Below are 21,478 nucleotides of genomic sequence, written 5' to 3'. Positions count from 1 at the left end.
TATGTTTTAAAGCCTCTTTAAGTTTCGGTAGGCTCAGTTACGGGAATCAGTTCCCCGTATAATGGAGTTACAGCCCTTTGTGCTTTTTCTATAGTGGTCACACCTTCTAAGGTGAGCAAAAGCCTGAGCCCGTTCCGGGTTTGTTTTTCTTTCAGCCGCAGCTTCCCGGGATGCAGCTGGACAAACTGCAGGACCTTTTTAAATCGTGCCGACTGGTAGAAGGGGGATTGCTGATCCGAAATAAAGTAACCTATAAATTTGCCCTGTTTCATCACCACTTTTTCCAGCCCTATGGCTGCAGCCATCCACTTGAGCTGAACGGACTTCAGCAGGTCTTCAGCCGGCTCCGGGAGTGGCCCGAAACGGTCCTTTAACTGCCGCTCGAATTCTTCCAGTTCATCCTCAGACTTCAGTTCATTCAACTGTGTATACAAAGACAGGCGTTCGGAAATACTATTGATATAGGTATCCGGGAAAAGCAGCTCAAAATCAGTGTCTATCTGGGTATCTTTTACGTATTTCTTATCCTCAGCTTCCTGATCCTTATAGAGGTCCCTGAATTCGTTATCCTTCAATTCCTCTATGGCCTCCGCCAGTATTTTCTGGTAGGTTTCAAAGCCTATTTCATTGATGAAGCCACTCTGCTCGCCGCCCAGGAGGTCTCCAGCACCCCGAATCTCAAGGTCTTTCATGGCAATATTAAACCCGCTGCCCAGTTCGGTAAATTGCTCCAGGGCCTGAATCCTTTTGCGCGCCTCTGGTGTCATTACATCATAGGGTGGGGTGATAAAATAGCAAAAGGCTTTTTTATTGCTGCGTCCTACCCGCCCCCGCATTTGGTGCAGGTCGCTCAGGCCGAAATTATTTGCATTGTTAATCAGGATGGTATTCGCATTGGGCACATCCAGGCCGCTTTCAATGATAGTGGTAGACACCAAAACATCAAATTCTCCTTTCATAAAGGCCAGCATTAGCTGCTCCAGCTTGCGGCCTTCCATCTGCCCGTGCCCGATGCCGATCCGGGCATCCGGGACCAGTCGTTGCAGCATCCCTGCTACCTCTTTGATATTTTCGATGCGGTTGTGTACAAAAAACACCTGCCCGCCCCTTTGGATTTCATAATGGATGGCATCTCGTATACTGGCTTCGTTAAACCGGATAACTTCACTTTCAATAGGGTACCGATTGGGAGGAGGGGTATTGATCACAGATAAATCCCGGGCCGCCATCAGGCTGAATTGCAGCGTCCTGGGGATAGGGGTGGCCGTAAGGGTCAGCACATCCACATTTTCTTTCAGGGCTTTGAGTTTATCTTTTACCCCCACCCCGAATTTTTGTTCTTCGTCCACAACCAGCAGTCCCAGGTCTTTAAATACGACTTGTTTATTTACCAGCTGATGGGTGCCGATAACGATATCAAGTGTTCCGCTGGCCAGGCCTTCGAGTACCGTTTTACGCTCCTTAGCTGTACGAAAGCGGTTCAGGTAGTCTACGTTAACCGGCATTTCCTTCAGACGTTCGGTAAAGGTCCGGAAATGCTGGAAGGCCAGGATGGTGGTAGGTACCAGTATGGCAACCTGTTTGCCGTTGTCCACAGCTTTGAATGCTGCACGTATCGCTACTTCTGTTTTTCCAAAGCCCACATCGCCGCAAATGAGCCGGTCCATGGGGCGCTCACTTTCCATATCTGTCTTAACGGCCTCCGTGGAAGCGCTCTGGTCCGGGGTATCTTCGTAGAGGAAAGAGGCTTCCAGTTCGTGTTGCAGGTAACTGTCCGGTGCGTATTGAAATCCTTTTTGCAGTCGCCTTTTGGCATAGACCTGAATCAGGTCAAAGGCAATTTTCTTGACACGTGACTTGGTTTTCTGCTTGAGTTTCTTCCAGGCTGCGGACCCCAGCTTGTAAATTTTTGGAACGGCCCCGTCCTTTCCGTTATACTTGGCAATTTTATGAAGGGAATGGATACTGACATAGAGGATGTCACGGTCCCCGTAAATCAGCTTGATAGCCTCCTGCTTTTTTCCTTCCACTTCAATTTTCTGCAGCCCCCCGAATTTGCCGATGCCGTGGTCAATATGGGTCACATAATCCCCTATCTCCAGTTTATTGAGCTCTTTCAGGGTGATCGCCTGCTTTTTGGCATATCCATTCTTCAGGTGGAAGCGGTGGTAGCGTTCAAAGATCTGGTGGTCGGTATAGCAGCAAAGGCCCAGTTCTTCTGACTGGAATCCCTGATACAGGGGCATCACAATGGTGGTGTAAGGGACGCTTTTACCTATTTCGTCAAAGATGTCGTGAAACCGTTGTGCCTGTTGCTGTGAGGAACAAAACAAGAAGTTACGAAGGCCTTTTTTGTGGTTTTCTGCCAGTGTCTCCAGCAGGTATTCAAAGCGTTTGTTAAAAGCCGGCTGGGGTTTGACCTCAAATTGCAAATGTGCCTCGATAAGCGCATCCTCTGAACGGTTTTCCAGCATTACCCTTGTAAAGGGAGCTAAATCTGCCTGGAACTGTGCAGCATTCATGAAGAGTTTTTCCGGGGTGGCATGTGAGAGCTCCTTCGGTAGTTTGGCAAAGGCCTCTTCTGCCTTTTGGAAAAGCTGATCCAGAAGGCGATAACTAAGGTCCGGATGCTTCAGAAAGACCACGGTGTTTTCTGAGATGTATTTCAGAAAGCTCTCCCGCGATTCGTGAACCACTTTATTGGCCACATTCGGGATAATGGAAATTTTCTTTCCCTTTTCCAGAGACAGCTGTGTCTCTACATCAAAGGTTCGTATACTGTCAACCTCATCCCCGAAAAATTCAATGCGATACGGTTCATCGTGGGAGAAGGAGAAGACATCCACTATCCCGCCCCGCACTGAAAACTCTCCTGGTTCGGTCACAAAATCTACCCGTCTGAAATGATATTCAAAAAGGACTTCATTAAGGAAATCAAGGGATATGGCATCCCCGGTTTTGAGTTTCAGGGTGTTTTTTTCCAGTTCCTTGCGGGTAACCACCTTTTCAAATACCGCATCCGGATAGCTAACGATTAAGGCCGGTTTTTTTCGGGAGTTGATACGGTTCAGCACTTCTGCCCGCAGCAGTACATTGGCATTGTCGGTTTCTTCTATTTCATAAGGGCGGCGGTAGCTTCCGGGGTAAAAAAGCACATCCTTGTCCCCGAGCAATTCTTCCAGGTCGTTCAGGTAATAGGCAGCTTCTTCTTTGTCTTCAAGCAATAACAAAAAGGGGCGTTCAGCCCTTTTAAAACTTTCGGAAATCACAAAGGAAAGGGAGGATCCGGAGAGTCCGTTTAATGCTGCCACTGTTCCTTTTTGGGCAATAACTTCCTGCAGATTTCCAAACTTTGGAACCTGTGAAATAGTCTCCCGGATGAGTGCAATACTCAAGGCAAAATTTTTGTGCAAAAATAGGGCTCAGCGAGCGCCCGAGCAATTTTCAATGGTATTTAATGACTTTTTCTAATAGCTGACGGGGATCACTTCTTCTTCGGCAAGGGCAAAAGCGCGATCTGTAGCAGTGAGTTCCAGCACATGTGAACCTGTAAAATTTCCGAAGGCGGGCAGGATGAGCTGGTTTTGACGCAGGAAAAAGCAGGAAAGCCTGAGACGTTGCCTTCCATTGCCCCCCAGTCTGACTGCCGGATGGATATGCCCTGAAATATTAAAACCAGCGGGGGAGTCTGTGGGATGATGGGTAAAGGTAAAAGGTCCTCTTTGCAATTCTTCGTACAGACGCACACCCAGGGCCTCATACCTGAGCGGGGAAATAATGTCGTGGTTGCCCACTATCAGTTCTAATGCGGCAGGGCAATTGTGTACCCACTGTTCAAACAGTTCCCATTCTTTATTGATGTGGGAGTGAAAGAGGTCCCCCAGAAAACAAATAGTCCCGGGCTGGAAGGACTCATACAACGCATCCAGGCGTTTAAAATTCTCATATATGGCCGCCTGTGGAACCGCCGCTCCATATTTTCTGAAGTGCATTATTTTTCCGAGATGTACGTCACTGATCACCAGCAGGTTTTGGTCTTTCCAAAACAAAGCTCCCCATGGATGCAATTCCATGGCTTCTCCGTTTATGTTTACCGGGTATACCATAGATGTAAAAGTACCAATTCAAACGAATTGAATAAAAGACTCTAACAGTCTTATTTTTTCCGCCTTCGCCCCCGGGTGAGTACCTGGGTCATTTTCCGGATCCGGTCGGCCAGTTTCTCGCTGGAGAGTTTTTCCCGGAGCCGGTCCGTTATGATGGGAAAGGAGAAAGGGGTTGGCTTTTCACATTGCATCCAGCGAATTTGCTGATGGTCTATCCGCTCCACGGCCTGCCGCAGGCGTCCCTCCTCCAGTTGATGCTCAAAGGTCTCGGTAAAGGCCTGCTGGAAGAGCAGGTGGTCTGGTTCGTAATCCCTGAAAACTTCGAATAACAATTGTGAGTTACTCTGCAGGTGCTTCATCTTTATTCCCTTCTTGGGATATCCCGTAAAAACAAGGCCGCTGATCACGGCAATATCCCGGAACTTGCGTCTGGCCATCTCGGTGGCATTCAAGCTTTTTTCCAGGTCTTCTACCAGGTAATCAGTGGTGAATAAATTGTTATCCAGAATCATCTGCATGTCCGGTTGCTGATCCGAAAGCAGCTCAAAACCATAATCGTTATAGGCCAGGGAAAAAGTAATGGGAGACAAAAGACTAATCCGATAGCTCAGCAAGCTGGCCATGGCTTCGTGTACAAACCGGCCTTCAAAAGGATAAAAAATAGTGTGATATCCTTCCCGTGTTTTAAAGGTTTCAATAAGGAATTCCCCGGGCTGAGGAACAATGCTCTCCAGCCGCTGCCTTTTAAATAGTGGGGCAAGGGAACGGATCTCAATGGCCTGTTGGGTATCCGGCAGGCTGGCGGAGTACAATTCTTCCCGCAGCAATTGAGACATCTGTGCAGATAAGGTAAGCCGTCCGCCCATCCAGCTGGGAACCTTGGAGGTTTTTTTACTGGATTTGCGAACCAGCACCTGCATGTCCCGGATCCGGATAAATTCCAGGTTTCGCCCCGCAAAGGTAAAAACATCCCCCTGCTGCAATTTTGAAATAAACCACTCTTCAATAGACCCTATATAACCACCCTTCTGGTAGCGGACACTCAGGTTTGCATCCCCTACAATGGTGCCAATCTGAAACCGGTGCCGCATGGCGACCCCCCGGTTGGTGACCTTAAACAGCCCGTTATCCAGAACCTCAACCTTTTTGTATTCGTCGTAACTACTAAGGCTCTGGCTCCCCAGCACCAGAAATTTCAACAGCCATTCCCACTGTTCTTTGTAGAGCGCCTGATAGCAAAAAGTTTGCTGAACTTCCCTGAAAATCTCATCCGGATAAAAACCATCCGATACGGCAAGGGTAGTAAGATACTGCACCAGAACATCAAAACTGTTGAGGTAGGGGATACGGTCTTCAACTGCCTCATTGCGAACCGCATTCTGCAGTGCTGCTGCTTCGATCAGTTCTATGGCGTGGGTTGGTAAAAAATAAATCAGGCTTTCTTTCCCCGGCCGGTGACCGCTTCGCCCGGCCCGCTGCATAAATCGGGCCACGCCCTTGGGGCCTCCGATCTGTACCACTGTTTCCACCGGAGCAAAATCTACACCCAGGTCTAAACTGGAGGTACAGACCACTGCCTTGAGGCTCTCGTTGCGGATGGCCTGTTCTACCCACAAGCGGGTTTCCTTTTCGATACTGCCATGGTGCATCGCTATTTCCCCGGCAAATTCGGGATAGCGTTCCAAAATTTTTTGGAACCAGATTTCACATTGGCTGCGCGTATTGGTAAAGAGCAAAGTGGTCTTGCTTTCCCGGATGATCGGGATAACCGCATCGAGCAGGTGGAGTCCCAGATGTCCCCGCCAGGGAAAGGTTTCCATTTTTTCAGGGATGATACTCCGAACGGTGAGCTTTTTTTTAATGCTTGCCCTGATCAGGGTGGAGTTTTCAAGCGCAGCTGATTCCGGGCCCAGCAGAACCTGCCGTGCCTGTTCCAGGTTACCGATGGTGGCGGAGATACCCCAGATCCGCAAGCCTTCACTGATAGATTTAAGCCGGGACAGGGCCAGTTCCATCTGCACGCCCCGTTTGCTGCCTAAAAGTTCATGCCACTCATCCACTACGATGGCATAACAACCCTTGAAGATGTCTTTGTAGCCCTTTGTGGCCAGCAATAATTGAAGGCTTTCCGGAGTGGTGATCAGCAGGTCTGGCATGGTTTTCCGCTGCCGGCTCCTCTCAGCTGTTGAGGTATCCCCGGTGCGGATTCCCACGGAAAAAGGTATTTCCAGATCGCGGGTGATGCGCTCTGCGGATTGATAGATTTCCTGTGAAAGTGCCCTGAGCGGGGTAATCCAAACCGCCTTAAGGCCTTTTTTGTGCCGTTGTTTATATTCCGGGTTATCCTTTATGTATTGTAAGAGGATGGGGAACCAAAGGGCATATGTTTTTCCACTGCCTGTAGGTGCATTCAGCAGGCCGTGCTGTCCTGCCAAAAAGGCTTTCCAGGTTTTTTCCTGAAAAGGGAAGGGCGCCCAGCCTTGCCTGGCAAACCAATCCTGTGCAAGGCCGATAAGGGCTTCGTTAGTTTGTGATTTGGCTTTCATCAGTCAGGGATCAGCATTTTCAGTTCTTCCAGGCTGTTGGCATCTTCAATTTTCTTGTCTGTCCTCCAGCGCAAGATACGCGGGAAGCGGGTGGCGACACCGCTTTTATGCCTTTTGGAACGGGCAATCCCCTCAAAAGCAATTTCAAAAACATGGTAGGGGGTAACCGAGCGCACCGGCCCGAATCGTTCCAGGGTATTTTTCCGGATCCACGCATCCAGTTTGCGGAATTCCGCATCGCTTAGGCCGGAATACGCCTTGGCAAAGGTCACCAGCTCAGGGCTTCCTGCTTCATTTCGGTCCCATAGGGCGAAAGTGTAATCTGTAAAGAGGTTGCTGCGGCGGCCATGCCCCCTCATGGCATAGGTCAGGACGGCATCAATGGTAAAGGGATCCACTTTCCACTTCCACCAATCTCCTTTTTTTCGACCAACCCGATAGGGCGAAGACCGCTGTTTAAGCATTAGTCCTTCGGAGCGGACTTCCCTGGAACGGTCCCTTTCTTTTGCGGCCTGCTCCCAGGATTCAATCTCAAGTACGGGGGATAACTGCAAAGGGATGTCAGGAATCTCTGCGCAGGGTCCGACCAGCGTATCTAATTGCTTTCGTCTCCATTGGAAAGGGCGGGTCCTGATATCATCCCCCTGCCATTCCAGCAGGTCATATGCCTTTAAGATTACCGGGATTTTTTGGAGCAGGGTTTTAGAGATGGTTTTGCGCCCCAGCCTTTTTTGGAGGTCGTTAAAACTTCCGATCCGGCCATCCGGATAAGGGAGAATTTCCCCGTCCAGGACGGTTCCGTCAGGGAGAATTTCTGTTAAAGCCTGAAATTCCGGATAGGAATCCGTTACCAGTTCTTCCCCCCGGCTCCAGACAAAAAGGGTGTTGTTGCGAATGATGAGCTGGGCCCGGATGCCATCCCATTTGTGTTCCATAAACCAGTCTTCCGGACTGCCAAGTGCTGTTGCTTCTTCTTCCAGGGCATAGGCCAGGTAGAAAGGGTAAGGCTTGGAGAGGAAATCTGCCTGTTTTTGCTTCAGAACCAGATCCTCGAAGCTGATCTCGGCCGGATTCCAGTTCCCCATCAGCTTATACGCCAGCACATCCTCATCCAGGCCTGTGGCCTGGGCAAGGGCCCGGGTCATCAGTTTCTGACTGATCCCGATACGGAACCCACCGGTTATGAATTTTGTAAAAACAAAGCGTTCATAATAATCCAACTGCGGCCACAGCTCCAATAAATAGTCTTTTTTTTGCTGTTCCTTCAGCGGTTTCAGCGCAATGAGTTCTTCCATCACAACGCTCAGGGGCTTTTCGAAGGAAGGTTTATTATGCTGCTCAGGGATGACCAGGGCTATGGTCTCTGCAAGGTCTCCCACAATGTGATAACTTTCTTCAAACAACCACAGCGGGATTGCGGCCAGCTCAGAGGCCCACTGCCGCAATAAGGTGGTATTTACCGCTCGTGAAGGTCGCCTGTGTGACAGGATGGCGATGGTCCAGACCTTATCAGGATCCGGGGCATCTTTAAAATAATTACTCAGGGCGGCAACTTTTGTGTTGGTCCTATTGGTGGCATCCAGGGTTTTGATCAGTTCGGCAAATGCTTTCAAGTGTCTTCCTCCTTTCCTTCTTTTGAGTTTAATTCGGCCAGTTCGCCCTCGTATTGAGTCTCTTCTGTACGGGCATCATATCCCTCTTCCCGCAAATAGCGGGCAAAAATATCCGAATACCCATGGGTACAAATCACTTTCTCTGCCACTGTTGCCCGGATGCTTTCCAGCAGACCGCTCCAGTCACAGTGGTCGCTCAGTACAAAGCCCTTGTCTATAGCCCTTCTCCTCCGGGCACCCCGGAAGGTCATCCACCCGCTGGCGGAAGCCGTTTGGTAGGGGACCAGTTTTCGGATCCAGGGACTGCCGTGGGCACTGGGGGGCGCCAAAACCAGATTTCCCCGGATAGCCTTTCGGTCCGTTTCCGGAAGGATTTGCTCGGTGGGCGGCAGAGGGAGCAAATCCCGGATAACCGAAGTCATTTTTTCAATGGCCCCATGTGTATAAATGGTCCCGATATCGGTGTCCAGCATGGAAAGCAGTCGCTGGGCTTTCCCAAGGGAATAGGCAAATAAGACTGAGGTTATGCCTGCCTGTCGGTTTTCAGCCCACCAGTTATTGATTTCCCGCATCACTTCATTCTGCGGCTTCCATTTAAAGGCAGGCAGCCCAAAGGTGCATTCCGTAATAAACGTATGGCATTTTACCGCTTCGTAAGGTGTTGCTATACCATCATTTTCGGTTTTATAATCTCCTGAGAATACCCATACCTCGCCTTTATGGGCCACACGTATCTGTGACGAGCCCACAATATGACCGGCCGGATGAAAACTGAATTCCACTCCGTTGATCCTGAAGGACTCTCCCCATTCCCTGCCATCGATCTCAATGGCTCCCAGCCGGTGCTTTACTATGGGAACATTTAGCCTGTGGGTAATATATTTTTTGTGACCCCAGCGGCTGTGGTCTGCATGACCGTGAGATATAAGAGCCTTATCAACAGGTTTCCAGGGGTCCAGGTACACATCTGCCGCTGCACAATAAATACCTTTTTTTGTAAATTCCAGAAGCGGGTTTTTCATAGCAGCGTGAATTTACGGAATATTCGTTTTTACCAGTTGTTTTTAACGCTTGTTAAGGTTTGCGCAGCTGGAAAGCAACTACAAAATATTCTTATTCTTCTTGGTTTAAAAATTATCCAAAACGGTATCTTTGTAGTGTAAAATAAAACCAAATCATGCCCATTTTAGATCTTTATAATCACTCTGAGAAGCGACGTAATCTGGCGCATTTTGCCGCCCTGGCATCCCTGGCTGCGGTTGATGGGGAAATCAACCCCCCGGAAAGTGAAGTTATCGCCCGTTTTCGCTCCAAACTAGATATTTCGGATGCAGAGTACAAGGAAGTGATGAAAAAGGATAACAAATATCCTATAGAAGCTCCCTTTGAAGTTGAGAAGCGTTATGAGCGATTATACGATTTCTTCCGAATTATTTTTGCGGACCACAGTATCGATCAGGAGGAAATTGACCTGGTCATGAAATATGCGCTGGCAATCGGTTTTTCACCTGCTGTAGCCAAAAAGGTAATTAAAAGTTCCATTGCCATATTCACCGGCAATATTGCCTTTGAGGAGTATATGTACCTGATGGACAATCGAAAATAGCCTAACGGTACTGCTCCATAAACGATTCTGCCTTTTCAACCATTAGCCTGCTGCCACAGAAAAAGGGAACCCGCTGGTGCAGTTCGGTTGGTTGTATCTCCAGAATTCTTTCATAGCCATTGGAGGCCTTTCCACCTGCCTGCTCCGCAAGAAACGCCATGGGGTTGCATTCATATAACAACCGGAGTTTTCCATTGGAAGCAACACTGCTTTTGGGATAAATGTAAATCCCGCCTTTGATCATATTTCGGTGAAAATCCGATACCAGGGAGCCGATGTAGCGGGAGGTGTAGGGACGGTCTCCTTCTTCCATCTGACAATATTTTATATAGTCTTTCACCCCCTGAGGGAAGTGGATGTAATTTCCTTCATTTACGGAATAGATTTTACCCATCGGGGGAAATTGCATTTCGGGATGGGAGAGGTAAAAAGTACCAATGGCGGGGTTCAGGGTAAACCCGTTTACACCGTGTCCGGTTGTGTATACCAGCATGGTGGAGGTGCCGTAGATAATGTAGCCGGCCGCCACCTGGTTTACCCCTGGCTGCAGGAAATCATCCAGGGTAACCGGGCTGCCGATAGGAGTTATCCTTCGGTAAATCGAAAAAATGGTTCCAACAGATACATTTACATCAATATTGGATGAGCCATCCAGCGGATCAATCAGGACAACATACTTGTTCTGATGTTTTTCGTCCTGGCTGTTGATACTGATAAAGTCTTCCTCCTCCTCAGAGGCAATTCCGCAGACAATTTCCCTGTTCTTTAGGGTTTGTATAAATTTTTCATTGGCCAGAACATCCAGTTTCTGCTGGTTTTCACCCTGTATATTCACATCTCCGGCAGCGCCAAGTATGTCGATGAGTCCGGCCTTGTTTACCTCGTGGTTGACTACCTTTGCAGCCAGACGAATGGCGTTGATCAGTTTTGATAATTCCCCTGAAGAGTACTGGAACTCGGCCTGGTTCTCAATGATAAACTCCCCCAGGGTTTTATTTTTTCTCTGCATTAAAGCTTAGGTTGCGTTACAGAGCACAAATATCGCTTATTTTGTGAAACTACATCGTTTTCGTTCCAGGCTTCTTTTGAAGATATTTAACTTTGTGTTTTATTTGTAACAATTATGGAATATATCATTCGACCCGCTCGTGAAACAGACATGGACCAGGTGCATCAGCTCATCTGTGAATTGGCTGTCTATGAAAAAGAACCTCAGGCCGTTGAAATTAAGGTGGCAGATCTAAAAGCAGACGGTTTTGGGAAAAACCCAAAATTTCAATGCTTTGTGGCCTGCAAAGATGAAGAAGTTCTTGGGATGGCCCTGTGTTACCCTCGCTACTCTACCTGGAAAGGCCTTGTTATCCACCTGGAAGACCTGATCGTAACAGCGGAGGCTCGCGGCAAAGGTTTGGGGGGCAGATTGCTGACCCGGGTGGTTCGGTATGCAAGGGAGCAAGGGGCCCGGAGGGTTAGCTGGGAGGTCCTGGATTGGAATGAACCAGCAATCGAATTTTACAAGGCACGTGGAGCCCGTGTGATGAGGGACTGGGATGTAGTGCAATTGGATCAAAAGGGGATTAATACGTATTTGGACACTTATGAGAGTATATAAATTTGGAGGGGCCTCCGTAAAGGATGCAGAGGGGGTAAAGAATGTCCTTAAGGTTTTGCAGGAAACAGGTACCGAGCGCACCTTTCTGGTCGTCTCTGCCATGGGAAAGACCACCAATGCCATGGAAGAGGTAGTGGATGCTTATTTTAAGGATAAGAAATCCCTGTCTGCAGCCCTGGCGGCTGTTGAAAGCTTCCATATGGAGATTCTGCATAAAATATTTCCTGCGCAAACCCATCCGGTTTATAGCCGGGTAAAGGAACTTTTTGAAGAAGTCAGGGGTTTTTTGGCCTGGAATAAATCTCCTAAATACAATTTTGTATACGATCAGGTGGTCTGCTATGGGGAATTACTCTCCAGCGTAATAGTGAGTGCCTTTTTAAATGAAAATGGTTTTAAAAACACCTGGCTGGATATCCGTCATTACATCAAAACGGATTCCAATTACAGGGATGTAAAGGTTTTATGGGAAAAGACACAGGAAGCTATTGCTGCCATTGACGGAAGGGATGAATTATTCATTACCCAGGGCTTTATAGGGAGTGACGACAATAACTTTTCCACTACCCTGGGCCGGGAGGGTTCGGATTACACGGCTGCCATTGTAGCCTATTGTATGAATGCAAAATCGGTAACCATCTGGAAAGATGTTCCCGGGGTCCTTAATGCGGACCCCCGTTATTTCGGACAGGCAAGTCTCCTGAATCGCATTTCTTATCGCGAAGCCATAGAGCTGGCTTTTTACGGGGCCTCTGTTATTCACCCTAAAACCCTTCAACCCTTGCAACGCAAGGAAATCCCATTGCATGTAAAGTCTTTTATCAGGCCGGGGGATGCCGGGACCGTTGTAGGCAAAGGAAAAGGGATTGAACCGGAAGTGCCCTGTTTTATTGTAAAAAAGGACCAGGTACTGATGAAACTCTCTTCCCTGGATTTTTCCTTTATAGTGGAAGACAATATCAGTGACCTCTTCAAATTATTGCACGACCATAAAATGAAGGTAGACCTGATTCAGAACTCCGCCATTAGTTTTTCGGTTTGCGTGGACAATCGTTTTGGCCGGCTGCACGATTTATTGCAACAATTAAAAGGACGGTTCAAAGTGGTTTATCAGGAAGGGGTCTCCCTTTATACTATCAGGCACTTCAACACAGAGGCCATCGAATCCCTGCTTGAAGGGAAGCAGGTTATTCTGGAGCAAAGAGGGCGGGAAACAGTGCAGCTGGTGGTGAAATAGGGCGAATTTTCGTTGAAAAATCAAAAAACCAACCCTGCCACAGGTCAATTTTTTATCTTTACCCGCACCCTAACCAAAACTGATTTAAATGGGATTAGTTACTGCCAAAGAAGTAGCCAAAGCAATTCATCTGGACAAATATGGGTTCATGGGCACTTTTTTTGGCTGGCTTTTGATGCATCTTACCCGTATCAGCAGTATCAACCGATTTTACCGCAAACACAAAGGGCTTTCCGGAACAGCCTTCCTCGATGAGATCATAGACCATTACGAAATTGATTTTGAAATTCCCGAAGAGGATTTTAAGCGCCTGCCAAAGGAGGGGGCTTATATTACGATAAGCAACCATCCGCTGGGTGGTATCGACGGGGTGCTGCTGCTTAAGCTTTTGTTGAAGGAGCGACCCGATTACAAGATCATTGCAAATTTCCTGCTACAGCGGATTGCCCCGCTGGCTCCATTTATAATGCCTGTAAACCCATTTGAAAACCACAAGGACGCCAAAAGTTCGGTTGCCGGATTCAAGCGGGCGATGGAACACCTCCGGGAGGGTCGCCCCCTTGGGATATTTCCAGCCGGGGAGGTTTCTACTTACAAAGACGGAAAACTGATAGTAGATAAGCCCTGGGAAGAAGCGGCACTTAAACTGATCCGAAAGGCAGAGGTACCGGTAGTCCCCATTTATTTTCACGCACGCAACAGCCGGATGTTCTACTATCTCTCCCGTATGAATGAGGTATTCCGGACCGCTAAACTACCCTCGGAGCTTACCAGCCAGCGTAACAGGAGCATTAAGGTACGCATTGGGCAACCCATTAGTGTACAGGTACAGAAAGAACATGAATCTCTGGAAGATTTTACAGATCTGCTCAGAAGGAAGACGTATATCCTGGCGAACGCCTATGAAAAAGAACGGTTAATTGACCAGCTTCCGGGAACCCTGAAAATTCCCAAGCCCCCTAAACGAATTGCGACGGCAGTGCGAACCGAGGTAATTGAAGGCGAGATTGAGAAATTACGGGAAAAGGATTGTCGCTTATTGCAAAGTAAAAATTATGAGGTATTTCTCGCCCAGAAAAAGGACATGCCCTTTATCCTGCAAGAGATCGGGAGGCAACGCGAGACCACCTTCAGGGCGATTGGAGAAGGAACCAATAATGCCATAGATCTGGATCGTTTTGACGAGTACTACCATCATCTCTTTCTTTGGGATGACCAGGATAAACAAATAGTGGGGGCCTACCGTATGGGGATGGGATCTGAAATATTTTCGGAATACGGTATTGACGGGTTCTATTTGCAGGACCTGTTTCGCTTTGAACCGGAACTGTACGGGATGATGAAAAAGTCTATTGAAATGGGCCGGGCGTACATCATCAAAGAATACCAGCAGAAGCCCATGCCTTTGTTTTTGTTGTGGAAGGGAATCGTACACACCACCCTTCGTTACCCGGAACATAAATATCTGATCGGGGGGGTGAGTATCAGCAATCAGTTTTCCAATTTCTCCAAATCCCTGATGATTGAATTCATGAAATCCAATTACTGGGACCCTTATGTGGCCCAATACATAAGGCCGAAAAAGGAATTTAAGGTAAAGCTTAAAGATGCGGATAAGGAATTTGTCTTTGACGAAACCGAGGCAGACCTCAACAAGTTTGACAAACTCATAGAAGAGGTAGAGCCAGGAAGTCTGCGCTTACCGGTACTTATTAAGAAATACATTAAGCAGAACGCCAAGGTGGTTGCTTTTAATGTAGACCCGCTTTTCAATAATTCTGTAGACGGTCTGATGTATATTAAAATTGCAGACCTGCCGGAAAGCACTGTTAAGCCGGTGATGGAAGAATTTCAGGCGGAACTGGAACGCAAACTCAGCGAAGGTAACAGCAACCTATCCCGCTAATTTCTCAGCGATAAACTTCCTGCAATAATCACGTATCTCATTACGGGTATTTTCAAAAGCCGTATGCCGCGCTTCGGGGCTGCCTTTCAATTTTGAAGGATCCGAAAAGTTATGATGTAGTCTTTCAGCTCCATCGGCGGGGATAAAGGGACAGTTTTCCTTTGCGTGATCGCAGACGGTAATGATAAAATCCCAGGGGATGCCGGCGTATTCATCCACATGGTTGGAAGTATGGCCCGAGATATCAATCCCGTCTTCCTTCATGATGGCCACTGCTTCCGGATTCAGGCCATGCGTTTCTATCCCGGCGCTGTATATTTTGGCCAGGGGTTTCGGTTGAAGTGCCTGCAGGTAGCCGTGTGCCATCTGACTACGGCAGGAATTCCCCGTGCAAAGTACGAGTACGTTTTTCATTTTCTATGCTATATTTAGTTAATACCAACCACTTTACTGCGTCTCTCATATACCACGTTATCCTTCCAGGCCCCTTTGTATCGCCCAACTTTTTCGCGCGTGCCCAGTAACCTGAATCCGGCCTTTTCATGCAGGCGGATGCTGGGGAGGTTTTCGGGAAATATACCGGATTGAAGGGTCCAGAACCCGGCTGCCTCGCTTTCCTGTATCAGGTGGTGCAGCAATTTTTGTCCCACACCCTGCCCGCGGAACTTCTGCCCGATATAAATACTGACTTCGGCTACCCCACCATAAACGCAACGACCTGATACAGGCGACAGGGCGGCCCATCCGCACACCTCATTTCCCTTCAGGGCTACAAGGCGGCACAGTTGCAGGTGGCTTCTGTCCCAGTTGTCGTATTCGGGAACCTCCGTTTCAAAAGTGGCCATGCCCGTGCTGAGGCCTTCTGCATAAATACGCCTGACTGCCGGCCAGTCCTCAGAAGTCATGCTGCGAATTTCCATGGGGACAATCTTAACAACAACCCGATCCAGGGGCACATTCCTGGGCATTGTTTCCGACTACCTCAGGAATGCCACAGCGGTCCTTAGCCTTGCAGGTGGTGTGCTCAACACCCAGACTAACTATCAGGTGATTATTCTCCAGCCTGTGCCCGGTAATGTTGAGCTGTGCTGTATGGAAATCTCTGTCTCCATATTCGATTTTGACCGGGGTGTTTTTCATCAGCGGCTGCAGGCTGCTTACGCGCTTCAGAATATCCAGGACCTTGGACGAGGTAAGGCGGTGGTTTGGTTCTTCCCCTTCAGGGTTCGCCCACAACTGCACTACGGTTTCTTTCCAGGAATCCTGTCGGCCTCCGCAATCCGTGGCTTCTATAAGGACGTTCTTGACTTCGGTGACATGGTAGTCTGCCCGTACATATTTACCGGGGGCATATTCAAAGCTTAAGTTTCTTTTTGGGTACGTTTCGAGTAATTGAATAAAATCTGCTGTTTGCATATAAAAATAATTAGGTATAACACTGTTTCCCTATACGGGTAAAAAAATTGGTAAAAAGGTTCTGAAGGGCTATCCATCGGTCTTTATCAATGCAATAACAGAGGTTTTTTCCCTGGAAGTTGCCTTTTAAAAGACCAATTTTCTTTATTTCGGCCAGATGTTGGGAAATAGTGGCCTGTGCCAGGCCGGTTTCCTCAACCAGGTCACTGCAGATACAGGCATCCTGCTGGCTTATATATTGCAGGATGGCCACCCTTGCCGGATGTGCCAGTACCTTCGCTACCACAGCCAGTTCGTTCTGCTGGGTATTGAATAATTGTGTTTTGGATACGCCCATTGTTTAATTATATATCGCAATATTACGATAATAAAGGGAATTAAAAAAGCCGGGAACAAAAATTTCCGGCTTTTGCTCTAAAACCAGGGCTTACGGCCCACCTGATAGGTGTTGTAGAAATCCTCGTCCGATTTAGTAAGGTATATTATACCTTCTATAAGCCCTATCAGTCCGGTGGCCCATACCAAAAATATGCCTATACCGATACAACTGAGCACAAAACCAATTACAGAAATCACAAGCATAATAATTCCTTCTTTCTGATAACCCAGCACAAACTTGTGAATGCCGGCCCAGCCAACGACAATGGCCAGTATCCCAGCCAGAATTTTTTTATTTTCCCCACTGGCCTGTTTAAAACCCTCTTTAAATTCTTCGGCAGTTTTCTTGGCTTCCTCCCGGAACTCTCCGGCAGCTTCCTTGGCTTCTTCTCCCATTTCCCGGGCCTTTTCTTTGGCTTTTTCGAAGCCCTTGCCCTCCTTTTTTTCGCTATTACCCGTTTCTTCCGACATGACTGTTAAATATGGTTGTTTGTATTTTACAATTTAGAAAAATAATCCCTATTCCTGAAATGCAGCATCAATGGGTTCCCAAAGCTCAATTTTATTGCCTTCCGGGTCCAGAATCCATCCGAATTTGCCATAATCATAGCTCTCCATTTCACCAATAACCTGTACCCCTTCTTTTTTTAACACCTGCAGCAGTTCTTCCAGGTTCTCTACTCTGAAATTCATCATAAAGGGCTTGGAACTCGGATTGAAATAGGTCGTGTCCTCCTTAAAGGGGCTCCATTGGGTACTACAATCGTTCCCCTGTGCATCCTTCCACCTGAAGGTCCAGCCATAGGCATCCGTGGGAATACCCAAATGGGTCTTATACCATTTCTTTACTCTATCGGGATCCTGGCACTTAAAGAAGAATCCGCCTAATCCGGTTACGCGCTTTTTAATGATTTCCCTGTGTTATTCTTATACATATCGATATATTCCTGCACACTGATTTTGGTACAAAGTTCCCCTATTAGCTCGTAAGGGATTTGATCAGGCCTTTTAAAACGGATACAGCTTTTCCCCATATCCGGTTTTCGGCCCGTTTGTTCTTTATACGCCTTTGTAAACCACTCCAGCAGCTCCTTACTTGCGTAAACCCCGGAATGGTACAGACTGATATAATTCTTTTGAGAAGCCAGGTGCATAAAGGGCAGGGGAAGGCTAGGGTCGCAGTGATAGCCCTCAGGGAAGGTAGCGTGCGGGACCACATATCCGATCATTCCGTAACTGATTGTTTCCTCAAAACCCTCTGGAAGGTTTTTCCGGATTCTTTTTCGCAGCTCCTGTATCGGAGTTTTACGTTCTTCAGGAATCTGGTCTATATATTCTTCAGGAGTATTGGCTTTGTACTGCATGGCAAACGGCTTTTATTTGATACCCATTTGGGTTGCCTTTATTCCCTAGGAACGGACGTACCTTAAATTTACGAAAAATGCCGCTTTATTTTGTCTAAAATTGTTTGTGCCAGTTTTTCCTTACTCTCAATGGTCCAGCCGGCAACATGCGGGCTGAGCAAAACATTGGGGGCTTCCGTCAGATACCTAAAGGCCTCGGGTAGTGAAGCTTCCTTAAACAGGGACTCAAATGATGATTTTTCATATTCCAGGACATCCAATCCGGCCCCCAGGACTTTGCCACCCTTGAGTGCCTGGACCAGGTCTGCTGTTTTAATGCATTTCCCCCTGGCAGTATTCAGTATCCAGATGGGTTTATGAAAGGCCTCCAAAAAGCCGGTATTGACCATTCCGATAGTAAGCGGGGTCTCTGGAACGTGCAGGCTCACCACGTCTGAACGTTGCTGGAATTCCATAATACCCACCTGCCTTGCGTTTTCATCTCCCACACCTCCAACAATATCATAACATATTACCTCAACCTCAAACCCGCGCAGTTTTCGGGCAAAGGCCTTCCCCATATTTCCATACCCGATAATCCCCACTGTCTTCCCGTCCAGTTCTACTCCACGGTTGGCCTCCCGTTGCCAGATGCCCTGTCTAACTTCCCGGTCTGCCGTATGCAACTTGTTGAAAAGGCATAATAGCATCCCAAGGCTGTGTTCGCCCACAGCATTTCGGTTACCTTCCGGGGCTGCTGCCAGGAACACTCCCTTACTTTTTGCGTAGGATACATCTATATTTTCCAGGCCGGCTCCTACCCGCCCGATAAATTTCAATCGGGTGGCTTTCTCCAGGAAGGTCTTGTCTACTGGGATGCGACTTCTTAGTATAAGCCCATCGTACTGATCGATTTTAGCGAGAACTGCGTCGGCAGGACTGCTATAATCCGTATGGTTTTCATAGCCCAAAGCTTCCAGGCCTTCAAGGAGCAAAGGGTGATTGGGATCCAGATGGAGCACCTTCATACTGCTTTATATTTTTGGATAATGAGTTTGTGTTACAGGGTGGGAAACCCCTCCGGTATGTTCCGTTTGTTGATGTTCAAAGAGCAAAACATGCACTTCCTTCCCCTCCTCGGTTCGGGGCCGGTGCTCGACCCCTTTTGGCACCACAATGATCTCCCCTTCCCGTACCGTTTCCGTGCGGTCCCTGAATTCCATATAGAGGGTTCCCCTGATTACCTGGAATAATTCATCCTGGTCCTGGTGCTGATGCCACACAAAGGAACCGCTGAGCTTTGCCAGCAATACCTGCATTTGATCAACCACTGCAATTTGCCGGGGGTGCCAATGGTCCTTAAACCGGGATAGTTTTTCGCTAAGATTGATCGGCTTCATGATTTGGTCGTTTTCGTTATACCAGGATAGAAGAGAAAATCTCCTGTTCTATAGAACATTCTGAAAGAACAAGATAAGGAAGTTTACAGGACTTTTCAGTAATTGCTATCTCAGATACCCAGAATCAATTTGGCAATCCAGAAGTAGATCAGGATTCCAAAGATATCGTTGCTGGTGGTTATAAAAGGTCCTGTGGCAATGGCCGGGTCTATGCCGCGCTTATGCAGGAATAATGGGATAAAGGTGCCTATAATTCCGGCAACGATTATAACGGTTATCAGGGATATTGAAATAGCAAGGGCCGTAGACAGGCTACCTTTCCAACTCCAGGTGAAAAATAGCAAAACCACAGAAAGGATAAAGCCGTTCAGCGCTGCCAGCAACATTTCTTTAAACAGGCGGTTTCCGATGCTGCCTTTCAGGTCGTCGTTGGCAAGCCCCTGTACTATTATCGCGCTTGATTGCACCCCTACGTTCCCGGCCATGGCCGCAATCAGGGGCGTAAAAAAGAATAAGATGGCGTGCTGGCTGATCATGGATTCAAAACCTCCCATGATTCCTGCAGCCCCAACTCCGCCTATCAGCCCCAGGAACAACCAGGGCAAGCGGGCACGGGTTAGATCCCAGATACTGTCGTCTGCTTCAACATCCTGCGAAATACCGGCCGCCAGCTGATAATCCTTGTCCGCTTCTTCACGGATCACATCCACAATATCGTCAATGGTAATCCTGCCCACCAGGCGCCCGATCTCGTCTACAACGGGAATCGCCTCCAGGTCATACTTAGACATAATTTTAGCCACCTCCTCCGGTTTCTCATTGACGTTAACCGCATCCACTTTTGCGATATACACATCTTTAATAGGGGATTTGGTGGAGGCGGTCAGTAAATCTTTCAGGGACAGCCTTCCTTTCAGCAAACCCGCGTCATCCACCACATAGATAGAATGCACCCGGGTAACATTTTCGGCCTGCTGCCGCATTTCCTTTACACAGGTCAGTACCGTCCAGTTTTCGTTAACTTTTACGAGTTCTTTAGCCATTAACCCCCCGGCAGAATTCTCGTCATAGCGGAGCAGGTCTACAATATCCCGGGCGTGATCCCGGTCGGAGATTTCCGAGATGACTTCCTGTATAATTTCCTTGGGCAATTCCGCAACAATGTCGGCCGCATCATCTGTATCCAGTTCTTCAAGCTCCCCGGCTATTTCCTTTGAGGAGAGATTGCCCAGGATAGCTTCCCGAACATCCTCATCCAGTTCCGTCAATACATCGGAGGTTTTCTCGCTGTCCAGTAACTTGATCAGAAAGGTTGCCTCATCTTCATTAAGTTCATTGATGATTTCGGCTACATCCGCGTAATGGACGTCCTCCATCATTTCCCGTAAGGAGGCATTCTGACGGTTTTCTATCAGATGTTCTATCTCGGCAAGAAGTTCCTCTGTAAGTTTAAAGGGTGTCATCCTGGATTTTCTTTGTAAGCGCTATAAAGTCCGAAACCGTAAGCTGTTCGGGGCGCCGCTCAAAGATAGTATCTTCTCGGAGATTATCAGAAAGCTGCAAGCTTTTTAGACTGTTGCGCAAGGTTTTGCGCCTTTGGTTGAATGCGGCCTTAACCACCTTAAAAAATAGTTGTTCATCGCAGCCCGCAATGGTTTGCTGCTTTCTAAGCAGCCGGATCACCCCGGATTCAACTTTAGGCGGGGGGTCAAAGACCTCAGGGGGAACCGTAAAGAGATATTCGGCCTCATAATACGCCTGTACCAAGACGGAAAGGATACCGTATACCTTACTGCCGCCACTTGAACAGATCCTTTCGGCTACCTCTTTTTGGAACATCCCGCTGAATTCCGGAATACGATCGCGAAATTCCAGGAGGCGGAAAACAATTTGGGTAGAGATATTATAGGGAAAGTTCCCGGTGATCGCGAATTCCTGCCCCTGGAATAAGGCCCTGAGGTCAAGAGATAAAAAATCGGCCTCCAGTATTTCCAAGCGGGCTTGCGGGTGTTTTTGTTCCTGCACTTCCAGTGGAAATACCTCCCGCAGGTACCGGACCGATTCCCTGTCCAGTTCCACGGCGATAATCTCAAAGGGCCGCTCCATCAGGAAGCGGGTAAGTACCCCTGTACCCGGTCCTATTTCAAGGACCCTGCTGATCTCAGGTTTTTTTAAGGTATTGGCAATCTTATAAGCCACTTGCGGGTCCTTTAAAAAATGCTGACCCAGGTGTTTTTTGGCGGCTACCCCCGTCTGAGAGTGGGTTGTCCCCTTATGGAAAGATTTCGATCGCGACTTTTTACGGGAACTCATAC

The 21,478-nt window shown here is 48.0% G+C and carries 21 protein-coding genes; 4 read left to right on the top strand and 17 right to left on the bottom strand.

The annotated features are described in order from the left end of the window. Nucleotides 1-17: 17 nt before the first annotated feature. The 5 genes from mfd to ACT6NV_RS04580 form a co-directional block, all read right to left on the bottom strand. Entirely contained in the window at nucleotides 18-3,395 is a 3,378-nt protein-coding gene (gene mfd, locus ACT6NV_RS04600) for a transcription-repair coupling factor (RefSeq protein WP_445386088.1), read from the bottom strand. 72 nt (nucleotides 3,396-3,467) lie between these two features. Next, nucleotides 3,468-4,106 carry a ligase-associated DNA damage response endonuclease PdeM gene (gene pdeM / locus ACT6NV_RS04595; RefSeq protein WP_445386087.1) on the bottom strand — a complete coding sequence of 213 codons (639 nt, stop codon included), beginning with the start codon at nucleotides 4,104-4,106 and terminating at the stop codon, nucleotides 3,468-3,470. A gap of 50 nt (nucleotides 4,107-4,156) precedes the next feature. Beyond that, nucleotides 4,157-6,652 (bottom strand): ligase-associated DNA damage response DEXH box helicase, encoded by a 2,496-nt coding sequence (locus ACT6NV_RS04590; protein ID WP_445386086.1) that lies wholly within the window; start codon nucleotides 6,650-6,652, stop codon nucleotides 4,157-4,159. After that, nucleotides 6,652-8,265, bottom strand: a complete 1,614-nt coding sequence (locus ACT6NV_RS04585) for an ATP-dependent DNA ligase (RefSeq protein ID WP_445386085.1) — start codon at nucleotides 8,263-8,265, stop codon at nucleotides 6,652-6,654. Before ACT6NV_RS04585 ends, ACT6NV_RS04590 begins: the two co-directional genes overlap by 1 nt. Next, the gene (locus ACT6NV_RS04580) at nucleotides 8,262-9,287 is read right to left on the bottom strand and encodes a ligase-associated DNA damage response exonuclease (protein ID WP_445386084.1); all 1,026 of its coding nucleotides are present in this window, start codon (nucleotides 9,285-9,287) and stop codon (nucleotides 8,262-8,264) included. Before ACT6NV_RS04580 ends, ACT6NV_RS04585 begins: the two co-directional genes overlap by 4 nt. A gap of 155 nt (nucleotides 9,288-9,442) precedes the next feature. On the opposite strand from ACT6NV_RS04580, the gene ACT6NV_RS04575 reads away from it, so the two are divergent. After that, nucleotides 9,443-9,871, top strand: a complete 429-nt coding sequence (locus ACT6NV_RS04575; protein WP_445386083.1) for a TerB family tellurite resistance protein — start codon at nucleotides 9,443-9,445, stop codon at nucleotides 9,869-9,871. A gap of 1 nt (nucleotide 9,872) precedes the next feature. Here ACT6NV_RS04575 and fbp read toward each other — a convergent pair whose 3' ends face one another. Further along, complete coding sequence (fbp, locus tag ACT6NV_RS04570) at nucleotides 9,873-10,880, bottom strand: class 1 fructose-bisphosphatase (RefSeq protein ID WP_445386082.1); 1,008 nt, start codon at nucleotides 10,878-10,880, stop codon at nucleotides 9,873-9,875. Between the two features lie 114 nt (nucleotides 10,881-10,994). On the opposite strand from fbp, the gene ACT6NV_RS04565 reads away from it, so the two are divergent. From ACT6NV_RS04565 to ACT6NV_RS04555, 3 genes are all read left to right on the top strand, one after another. Then, entirely contained in the window at nucleotides 10,995-11,483 is a 489-nt protein-coding gene (locus ACT6NV_RS04565) for a GNAT family N-acetyltransferase (protein ID WP_445386081.1), read from the top strand. After that, on the top strand, nucleotides 11,470-12,720 hold the full coding sequence (locus tag ACT6NV_RS04560; protein WP_445386080.1) for an aspartate kinase: 1,251 nt from the start codon (nucleotides 11,470-11,472) through the stop codon (nucleotides 12,718-12,720). Before ACT6NV_RS04565 ends, ACT6NV_RS04560 begins: the two co-directional genes overlap by 14 nt. Nucleotides 12,721-12,808: 88 nt before the next feature. Next, complete coding sequence (locus ACT6NV_RS04555) at nucleotides 12,809-14,626, top strand: GNAT family N-acyltransferase (RefSeq protein ID WP_445386079.1); 1,818 nt, start codon at nucleotides 12,809-12,811, stop codon at nucleotides 14,624-14,626. Here the strand turns inward: ACT6NV_RS04555 and ACT6NV_RS04550 are convergent. The 11 genes from ACT6NV_RS04550 to rsmA form a co-directional block, all read right to left on the bottom strand. Beyond that, complete coding sequence (locus ACT6NV_RS04550) at nucleotides 14,615-15,040, bottom strand: arsenate reductase ArsC (RefSeq protein WP_445386078.1); 426 nt, start codon at nucleotides 15,038-15,040, stop codon at nucleotides 14,615-14,617. The genes ACT6NV_RS04555 and ACT6NV_RS04550 overlap by 12 nt on opposite strands. A 14-nt stretch (nucleotides 15,041-15,054) precedes the next feature. Continuing rightward, a complete protein-coding gene (locus ACT6NV_RS04545; RefSeq protein ID WP_445386077.1) occupies nucleotides 15,055-15,546 on the bottom strand; it encodes a GNAT family N-acetyltransferase in 492 nt (163 codons plus the stop codon). A gap of 10 nt (nucleotides 15,547-15,556) precedes the next feature. Next, nucleotides 15,557-16,042, bottom strand: coding sequence for a DUF6428 family protein (locus tag ACT6NV_RS04540; RefSeq protein WP_445386076.1), 486 nt, complete (start codon nucleotides 16,040-16,042; stop codon nucleotides 15,557-15,559). Nucleotides 16,043-16,052: 10 nt separating this feature from the next. Beyond that, nucleotides 16,053-16,379: an ArsR/SmtB family transcription factor gene (locus ACT6NV_RS04535; RefSeq protein WP_445386075.1), complete on the bottom strand. Its 327-nt coding sequence runs from the start codon at nucleotides 16,377-16,379 to the stop codon at nucleotides 16,053-16,055. 77 nt (nucleotides 16,380-16,456) lie between these two features. Beyond that, nucleotides 16,457-16,891: an NINE protein gene (locus ACT6NV_RS04530; protein ID WP_445386074.1), complete on the bottom strand. Its 435-nt coding sequence runs from the start codon at nucleotides 16,889-16,891 to the stop codon at nucleotides 16,457-16,459. 48 nt (nucleotides 16,892-16,939) lie between these two features. Next, a complete protein-coding gene (locus ACT6NV_RS04525; RefSeq protein WP_445386667.1) occupies nucleotides 16,940-17,329 on the bottom strand; it encodes a VOC family protein in 390 nt (129 codons plus the stop codon). Next, nucleotides 17,314-17,784: a DUF1801 domain-containing protein gene (locus ACT6NV_RS04520; protein ID WP_445386073.1), complete on the bottom strand. Its 471-nt coding sequence runs from the start codon at nucleotides 17,782-17,784 to the stop codon at nucleotides 17,314-17,316. Before ACT6NV_RS04520 ends, ACT6NV_RS04525 begins: the two co-directional genes overlap by 16 nt. Before the next feature lie 68 nt (nucleotides 17,785-17,852). Continuing rightward, nucleotides 17,853-18,791 (bottom strand): 2-hydroxyacid dehydrogenase, encoded by a 939-nt coding sequence (locus ACT6NV_RS04515; protein ID WP_445386072.1) that lies wholly within the window; start codon nucleotides 18,789-18,791, stop codon nucleotides 17,853-17,855. A 6-nt stretch (nucleotides 18,792-18,797) separates the two neighbouring features. Next, complete coding sequence (locus tag ACT6NV_RS04510) at nucleotides 18,798-19,163, bottom strand: cupin domain-containing protein (RefSeq protein ID WP_445386071.1); 366 nt, start codon at nucleotides 19,161-19,163, stop codon at nucleotides 18,798-18,800. Between the two features lie 110 nt (nucleotides 19,164-19,273). Next, nucleotides 19,274-20,626, bottom strand: coding sequence for a magnesium transporter (mgtE, locus tag ACT6NV_RS04505; RefSeq protein WP_445386070.1), 1,353 nt, complete (start codon nucleotides 20,624-20,626; stop codon nucleotides 19,274-19,276). After that, nucleotides 20,613-21,476, bottom strand: a complete 864-nt coding sequence (gene rsmA / locus ACT6NV_RS04500; RefSeq protein WP_445386069.1) for a 16S rRNA (adenine(1518)-N(6)/adenine(1519)-N(6))-dimethyltransferase RsmA — start codon at nucleotides 21,474-21,476, stop codon at nucleotides 20,613-20,615. The genes mgtE and rsmA overlap by 14 nt, the downstream gene beginning before the upstream one ends. Between the last annotated feature and the right edge of the window lie 2 nt (nucleotides 21,477-21,478).

It is taken from the genome of Robiginitalea insularis (assembly GCF_052497835.1).
The sequence above is the reverse complement of the archived record's forward strand: the minus strand, read 5'-3'. Positions and strand labels throughout refer to the sequence as shown.

Excerpts from the sequence above, each read along its gene's own strand:
- pdeM (WP_445386087.1), bottom strand. The coding sequence starts at position 4,106 with ATGGTATACCCGGTAAACATAAACGGAGAAGCCATGGAATTGCATCCA.
- ACT6NV_RS04590 (WP_445386086.1), bottom strand. The coding sequence starts at position 6,652 with ATGAAAGCCAAATCACAAACTAACGAAGCCCTTATCGGCCTTGCACAG.
- ACT6NV_RS04580 (WP_445386084.1), bottom strand. The coding sequence starts at position 9,287 with ATGAAAAACCCGCTTCTGGAATTTACAAAAAAAGGTATTTATTGTGCA.
- ACT6NV_RS04575 (WP_445386083.1), top strand. The coding sequence starts at position 9,443 with ATGCCCATTTTAGATCTTTATAATCACTCTGAGAAGCGACGTAATCTG.
- fbp (WP_445386082.1), bottom strand. The coding sequence starts at position 10,880 with ATGCAGAGAAAAAATAAAACCCTGGGGGAGTTTATCATTGAGAACCAG.
- ACT6NV_RS04565 (WP_445386081.1), top strand. The coding sequence starts at position 10,995 with ATGGAATATATCATTCGACCCGCTCGTGAAACAGACATGGACCAGGTG.
- ACT6NV_RS04560 (WP_445386080.1), top strand. The coding sequence starts at position 11,470 with ATGAGAGTATATAAATTTGGAGGGGCCTCCGTAAAGGATGCAGAGGGG.
- ACT6NV_RS04555 (WP_445386079.1), top strand. The coding sequence starts at position 12,809 with ATGGGATTAGTTACTGCCAAAGAAGTAGCCAAAGCAATTCATCTGGAC.
- ACT6NV_RS04550 (WP_445386078.1), bottom strand. The coding sequence starts at position 15,040 with ATGAAAAACGTACTCGTACTTTGCACGGGGAATTCCTGCCGTAGTCAG.
- ACT6NV_RS04545 (WP_445386077.1), bottom strand. The coding sequence starts at position 15,546 with ATGGAAATTCGCAGCATGACTTCTGAGGACTGGCCGGCAGTCAGGCGT.
- ACT6NV_RS04540 (WP_445386076.1), bottom strand. The coding sequence starts at position 16,042 with ATGCAAACAGCAGATTTTATTCAATTACTCGAAACGTACCCAAAAAGA.
- ACT6NV_RS04535 (WP_445386075.1), bottom strand. The coding sequence starts at position 16,379 with ATGGGCGTATCCAAAACACAATTATTCAATACCCAGCAGAACGAACTG.
- ACT6NV_RS04530 (WP_445386074.1), bottom strand. The coding sequence starts at position 16,891 with ATGTCGGAAGAAACGGGTAATAGCGAAAAAAAGGAGGGCAAGGGCTTC.
- ACT6NV_RS04520 (WP_445386073.1), bottom strand. The coding sequence starts at position 17,784 with ATGCAGTACAAAGCCAATACTCCTGAAGAATATATAGACCAGATTCCT.
- ACT6NV_RS04515 (WP_445386072.1), bottom strand. The coding sequence starts at position 18,791 with ATGAAGGTGCTCCATCTGGATCCCAATCACCCTTTGCTCCTTGAAGGC.
- ACT6NV_RS04510 (WP_445386071.1), bottom strand. The coding sequence starts at position 19,163 with ATGAAGCCGATCAATCTTAGCGAAAAACTATCCCGGTTTAAGGACCAT.
- mgtE (WP_445386070.1), bottom strand. The coding sequence starts at position 20,626 with ATGACACCCTTTAAACTTACAGAGGAACTTCTTGCCGAGATAGAACAT.
- rsmA (WP_445386069.1), bottom strand. The coding sequence starts at position 21,476 with ATGAGTTCCCGTAAAAAGTCGCGATCGAAATCTTTCCATAAGGGGACA.